Source organism: Candidatus Acidiferrales bacterium (assembly GCA_036514995.1).
Taxonomy (GTDB): Bacteria; Acidobacteriota; Terriglobia; order Acidiferrales; family DATBWB01; genus DATBWB01.
Genome location: DATBWB010000183.1, coordinates 1 through 5123, shown reverse-complemented (window position 1 = coordinate 5123; position 5123 = coordinate 1). Strand labels below are relative to the sequence as shown.

At 57.7% G+C, this 5123-nt stretch carries 3 protein-coding genes; 2 read left to right on the top strand and 1 reads right to left on the bottom strand.

Annotated features, from left to right (window positions below; all coding sequences use genetic code 11):
• Positions 1-45: 45 nt before the first annotated feature.
• Entirely contained in the window at positions 46-588 is a 543-nt protein-coding gene (gene hpt, locus VIH17_12155) for a hypoxanthine phosphoribosyltransferase (GenBank protein ID HEY4683981.1), read from the bottom strand.
• A gap of 336 nt (positions 589-924) precedes the next feature.
• On the opposite strand from hpt, the gene VIH17_12150 reads away from it, so the two are divergent.
• Both VIH17_12150 and VIH17_12145 read left to right on the top strand, forming a co-directional pair.
• A complete protein-coding gene (locus VIH17_12150; GenBank protein HEY4683980.1) occupies positions 925-4095 on the top strand; it encodes a TonB-dependent receptor in 3171 nt (1056 codons plus the stop codon).
• 341 nt (positions 4096-4436) lie between these two features.
• Positions 4437-5123: carboxypeptidase-like regulatory domain-containing protein (locus tag VIH17_12145; GenBank protein HEY4683979.1), on the top strand; the 687-nt coding region annotated here is incomplete at its 3' end.

The following is a 5123-nucleotide window of genomic DNA, read 5'->3' as shown; positions in this document are numbered from 1 at the left end:
AATCGCTTCGAGGTCGCCGGCGGTGAGCGTCTTCCGGATCAAGGCCTATGGTTCCACGCTGTCGAGGACGCAGATGTCTTTCAGGTTGCGGTATTTCTCGCCGAAGTCGAGGCCGTAGCCCACCACAAAGGCATTGGGAATCTCAAAGCCGATGTAGTCGGCTTTCACTTCCTTGATGCGCCGGGAGGGTTTGTCGAGGAGCGCGGCGACCTTGAGCACTTTGGGCCTCCTCGCTTGCAGCAGCCGCAAAAGGTAGTTGAGCGTCAGGCCGGTGTCCAGGATGTCTTCTACCAGGATGACGTTGAGCCCCTCGATGGTGGAATCCAAATCCTTGGTCAGGCGAACCTCGCCGGTTGGCCGCGTGCCGTCGCCGTAACTGGAGGTGCCAATGAAATCCACGGAAACTTCCACCTTCAGATTGCGCAGCAAATCGGCCAGAAACACAAAGGCACCCTTCAAAATGGCGATCATGTGGATGCGCTCGCCCTCAAAGTCGCGGTTGATTTGGTCGGCCATCTCCCGGACCTTCTTCTGGATCTCCGAGTGGCGCAGGAAGACGCGAACATTTTTCTTTTTCCGGGGCGACATGCGCGACCAAGCCCTCCGGCGGGTAACTTGAACTGGGAGATTAATGTAGCCTAGTTTGCTCCGGGTGACAAGTTTTGTCAGGCCCGCCCCAATCAGCACGATTTTGCGCCGGTGGTGGTTGCAGCCGGTACGGCCATACCGGTACGCGGCACAAAACCCTTGACTTTGCTGGCGCCTCAACATACAAAAGTCCTGACCGTTTTTCGAGAGGAGCGCCCGGGCGTGAGGGAGTTAAGTTCACCGGGTAGGTAGCTGCCTTATCATCATCAAAAACCGAACCGCAGGCTTGAGCTCCGGATGTCTCGATGGGCACCAGTGATTTGCGAGGAGGCTTCCATGCGTAAGGCCGCTCTCTATTTCGTGCTGTTTCTCCTTGTTTTTGTTTCTCACCTGACGATTCCAGTGTTTTTGTCCGCCCAGGCACTAGGGTCTTCAGGTATCGAAGGGACCGTCATGGACTCTTCGGGCGCCGTGATCCCTGGGGCGACCGTTACGATCCGCAACGTCGCCACCGGCGCCTCCCGCACCGTCACCGCCGACTCGGGCGGTCGCTACCGGATCGTTCTTCTCCAACCCGGAGACTACGAGGTTGTCGGGGAGTACTCTGGCTTCGCAACAGTGAAGAGGTTAGGAGTCCGCTTGGAGGTAGGATCTACAGCTACTGTTGACCTTGAACTTCCGGTTGCAGCCGCGGCCGAAACCATCACGGTAACCGAGGCAGCTCCCGTAACCGAGCCGGAGCGCACCGAGGTGACCGACATCGTAAGCGCTCGAGCAGTGGAAAATTTACCTATCAATGGCCGTCGGTGGGATAACTTTGCCTTGCTGACGCCGGGTGTCTCGCCCGATGGAACTTTTGGACTCGTAAGCTATCGGGGAATCGCGGGACTTTACAACAATAATCAGGTGGACGGTGCGGACAACAACCAAGCATTTTTCTCCGAGGCGCGCGGGCGCACCCGTGTCGTCTATACGATCAGCCAGTCTTCGATCCGGGAATTTCAGGTAGGGTTGAGTAACTTTTCCGCTGAGTTTGGCCGGGCGGCCGGCGGCACGATCAATGCCGTGACGAAGTCGGGAACGAACGAATTTCACGGACAAGCATTTTATTTCCTGCGCGACGACATCTGGAATGCCCAAGAACCGTTCACGCCATTCAAGCCCGAGGAGCGGCGCCAACAGTTTGGGTTCTCTTTCGGCGCGCCCATTGTTAAGGATAGGCTTTTCTTCTTCGGTACCTATGACCAGCAGATCCGCAGCTTTCCCTATTTCGTCCGGCCCAGCAGCGCCGCATTTCTGAATGTGCGGACGGACACCTGCTCGACTTCGCTACCGAGCTCCACTGTTCCAGTGGTTCCGGGGTGTACAGCAACGATCGCTTTCTTTGATTCGCTCCAAACCTTTGTGCCTCGCAAAGCTCACAATAATGTTGCATTCGGAAAGTTCGATTGGGTGATCAACAACAACCATACCTTAATCGCGCAATACAACTGGCACCGGTGGAGATCCCCGAATGGCATCCGGACTGCCCCAATCCAGACCGCCGCCGGCAGTGACAACGGCTTTGACGGAGTAAAGACGGATTTCCTCAATTTCCGCCTCAATTCAGTGCTCAGCTCCAGCGTCGTCAACGAGGCGCGCTTCCAGTTTGGGCGCGACTTTGAATTCCAGCGGCCGAATGTTACTGACCCGGGAACTAGCGTGAGCGGGGGTATCAGCTTCGGGATGCCAAACTTTCTGCCCCGCCCTGCCTTCCCAAACGAGAAAATCTTCCAATGGGTAGACAACATCTCCTGGATTCGAGGCCGGCACAGCTTCAAGTTCGGCTTGGATATCTATTACGTACGCGAGTTGCAAATCAACCTCTTTCAGGGCGGAGGCGTGTACAGCTATGCGAGCCTAGCGGACGTAGCGAAGGATTGCCCGCCCGGCGCAACGGGTTGTGTTCCGCTGGTGGAGACGGGCACCCGAGCCAACTTCACAGGTCGTCACGGAAGTTTCAGCCAATCCTTTGACCTCCGCGAGCTGGGCGGCCGCGTCTTCTTTACGACGACCGATTACAACTTCTACCTCCAAGACACGTTCCGTGTCCTTCCCAACCTGACGCTAAACTACGGTGTGCGGTACGAGTTCACCAGGCTGCCGCCGCCCGAGCCGACGACAACCGTCGATCCGCTGACCGGAACGGAGACAACCGCCGCCGGTAATCCGGCATTCCCCGAGACCACCCGCTTTAACCAGGACTCGAACAATGTCGGCCCGCGCTTCGGTTTCTCTTGGGATCCTTGGAACAACCACCGGTTCATTGTGCGGGGTGGCTACGGGCTCTACTACGGGCGAACCTCAAACAGCTTTATCTCCACGGCTCTTACTGACAACCAGCGCGTATTTATCACGTTCGGGTTCAGCCCTGGGGATGCGGCGGCCCCGACTTACCCCAACGTCCTGCCCGCGCCTCCCGTGCGGACTTTCGCCGCGCCGGATGTGCTTCAATTCTCCCGGGACTACGTGCGGCCGCTCATCCATATGAGCGAACTGGCCCTCGAATACGGCCTCTCGCCGAACATGACGGTCTCAGCCACGTACCTGTGGAGCCGCGGACAACGGTTGCCCATCACGCGGGATATCAATTTCAGCCCGCCGACCGAGCAGGTGACCTACATCCTAGGCGGCGAAACCTTTGGGCCCTTCCCATTCTTTACTGGACCCCGCCCACGGACAGACGTGCGGCGCCTCCTCCAAAACGAGAGCATCGTGAACACGCAGTATCACGCCGTGGTCCTAAAGGTGGCACGCCGGGTTAGCGGGGGTTTGGCCTTCAACGCTCACCTGACCATTGCGAAGGCGCTCGACGACGGTCAACAGCGAAATACGTTCCTCAACCGCTTCGCGCAACTACTAGACGGCACCAACAAGCGGGCCGAATATGCTCTTTCCGATTTAGACATCCGCAAGCAGTTCGTCGCCTACTTCACCTGGGAACCGCCCTTCCGGAAGATTGAGAACAAAGGGCTGCGAGCGATTCTGAACGGTTTCGAGTGGAGCGGGATCGTCACCCTGCGCGATGGCCGACCCATCGATCAGGACGTAACTGGTTTCACGAGCAGTTCCCGGACTCGGGCGATGGAAACCTTCGGACCCAATGGTTACGGCGGCACTTCGCGACCGCCTTTCCAGTCCCGAAACGGCTTCACGGGGCCCGGTCTGGCCACGGTGGACTTGCGCACTACGCGCGAATTCCGGGTCACCGAAGCCAAGAAAGTGGTGTTTGTCTGGGAAGCCTTCAACCTGTTCAACCGCACAAACTTCGCCGGTGTTGATGACGATCTGCTTCGCATTTCGAACTCTGGCTGTCGCACGTCCACTGGAACCCTGGGAAATTGCTCTGCCGGCCAGATGCGCGAAGTGGAGCTAAGTCCCCTCACCAGCTTTGGTGTACCGTTCAGCGCTAGCACCACGCTCTGGGGACCGCGCGAATTCCAGATGGCCATCAAGTTCATCTGGTAGGGCTTTTGCTCAAATTCGGGCAGCGAGCATCCCTCGCTGCTCGATTGTTTCTTGATCGTTTCCCGGCGCTCGAAACCAAGCAGGTTGGTACGAAGGCAGATGCTATTTTTGGTTTGCTATCTACACTCAGCTCCCATCTCATTCCCGCGGCTCACAAAAACCCTTGACTTTGCTGTCATCTCAACATACAAAAGTCTCGACCGTTTTCGGGGCGGAGTGTCCGGCGGAAGCAGGATGTGGGTGGGCCGGGCAAGCGACTCCTTACATCTTATCTGGAATTGAATCGCAAGTTGAAGCTCGAAAGATGCCCCGGGGCACTCATGCTTTGTGAGGAGGCTTCCATGAATAAGGCGGCGTTTTACTCCGCGTTGGTACTGCTTGTCTTTGCTTCTCACCTCACGATGCCGACAGATTTACGCGCGCAGGCTCAGGCGAGCACCGGTCAGATTGTCGGGACGGTTACCGATGCATCCGGAGGAGTTATCCCCGGCGCCAAGGTGACGATCGCAAACGTGGACACGGGATTGAAGCGCGAACTGACGACAAACGATGCGGGGCAATATCGCGCCGTCTTACTGCCCACTGGCCGCTACGAAGTCAGCGTCGAGGCAGGTGGGTTCGCTACCGCCAAACAGCGCGACATCATCCTGAACGTCGGCAGCGTGGTGCAGGCGAACTTTACGATGCAAGTGGGTGCTGTTGCCCAAACCATCGAAGTGACTGCGGGGGGACTCGAGAGCATTCGCTCCGAGACGGGGACCATGGTGAACATAACCGCCATCGAGCACCTGCCCATTAACGGCCGGCGCTTTCATGATTTCATCACAGCGAATCCCACCGTACTGGTGGAGCCGCAACGCAACCAGATCTCCCTGTCCGGGCAGCGCGGCATCAACAGTAGTATCAACATCGATGGCGCCGATCACAACGAGCCTTTCTTTGGTGGGATTCGCGGCGGAGAACGCTCCACCCAGGCATTCGTCATACCGCAAGAATCTATTGCCGAATTCCAGGTCACCAAGCAGGGT